This is a genomic window from Pedobacter sp. 01T416_2 (assembly GCF_056398925.1).
This window is the reverse complement of the sequence record NZ_JBFTQI010001033.1, coordinates 1-1,617: the sequence shown is the minus strand read 5'-3', so window position 1 is coordinate 1,617 and position 1,617 is coordinate 1. Positions and strand designations below refer to the sequence as shown.

2 protein-coding genes are annotated in these 1,617 nt (G+C 35.4%); one reads left to right on the top strand and one right to left on the bottom strand.

Annotated features, from left to right (window positions below):
- Positions 1-247 (top strand): type II toxin-antitoxin system VapC family toxin (locus AC1DPQ_RS27060; RefSeq protein ID WP_477611468.1); only part of this gene is annotated, 247 nt, incomplete at its 5' end.
- Between the two features lie 161 nt (positions 248-408).
- Here AC1DPQ_RS27060 and AC1DPQ_RS27055 read toward each other — a convergent pair.
- Positions 409-1,617, bottom strand: a 1,209-nt coding sequence (locus tag AC1DPQ_RS27055; RefSeq protein WP_477611467.1) for a M1 family aminopeptidase, incomplete at its 5' end; no start/stop codon positions are given.

Sequence of the window (1,617 nt, the reverse complement as noted above, 5' to 3'; positions counted from 1 at the left end):
TAAATATGCTCTAGGAAGGTTGAATTTAAATTCAACAATTGAAGAAATATTTAATATTATAGAAAAAAGTGGATTTGACATACTACCTATTACATTGAATCATATCATCCAACTTTCAAAGCTACAGCATTTCCATAATGATCCTTTTGATAGATTGATGATATCTCAATCAATTACTGAAAATCTAAGCTTAGTAAGCAATGACAATTATTTTCCAGCTTATAAAATACAACTCATTAATCAATAATGCGTTATACTCAATTTATTTCAGCATCCACAATCAAAGAATTAAGTTTAATAGATCCTGAAACAAGTTCATTATGACGATCGCCATAAAACTTACCTATGTTAAGGAAGTCAAGTTTTTGGGCGATTTGCTCAGTTCAACTTAACTTCCTCCGTATTCATCTAATTCAATGAAAAACCATTATCGCTTTTCACTTTATCAGGGGTGTGTGGGTTTCCCATCACTACTTTTGATAATTTCTTGCTTGTTTTTATATTTATTTTCACTTGCGTATCCCCTTTTTCCCAAACACCAATAGTGTTATGGTTATTTTCGACAGAACCATCGTCATAAGTCAGGGATAAATCGATTGGCAACGGCTTAACGCTTTTGTTCTCAATGGTAATTGTATATCCACTTGATGTTTTGTCAACTGCTTTAATAGCCATATCGGTAACGCCATCTTCAAAAAACCAGTCTTTCCAGAACCAGTTTAAATTTTTACCGCTTCCCTCATTCATGCTATTAAAGAAATCGTATGGCATCGGGTGTTTACCATTCCAGTTTTTAATATAAGTATGCAAAGCTTTGGTAAACAGTTCATCTCCTAGGTAATCTTTAACAAACAAATAAGCCAAACCTGGTTTAGGGTACGAATTGGTAAAAGATCCTGATCCTTTTAAATCTGGTGTTAAAGTCATTATTGGGGTATCATCTTTGCCGCCAGATGACGAAGCAGTAGGTTGTACGCCGTATTCATCAACAATTGTAGAATCAATCATCGGAGAAATCAACCACTCGCCTATTGTGGCCCAACCTTCGTCCATCCAACCATATTTTGTCTCATTTATGCCCATGTAAAAAGGAAACATAGTATGAAAAATTTCATGGTCGGTTAAAGTAATCGCATCTGTGCGGTTATCAACCGGGTTATCGTTCACCATCATTGGGTATTCCATTTGGTCCAAACCATCGAATATCGTTTCATGATTGTATGGAAAAGGCCATTTAGGAAAAGTATAACTCATGGCTTCAACCGTTTTACGGGCGAAATCAATCACTTCGTAATAATCTTTATGTTTTGGATTAAAAACAGCATCAACACGGGTTCTTCTTTTTGTTTTAGGATCAACTACTAAACTGCTCGATTTCCACAGGTAATGATCGCTTAGCGCAAATACAAAATCAGTAACGTTTTTAGCCTCGAATTTAAAGGTATTAAAAGCATTCTGCTGAGTTACTTTTTTATCAGCTAAATCTTTGTCGGTAATCACATCAATTACAGCGTCATTTTTTTCGGCAGATAACATTCTGGAAACAATATCTTTCTGGAAAACTTCTGAAGGGTTTTTCAGGTCGCCGGTTGCCCAAACTCCATATCCACCTGGAAC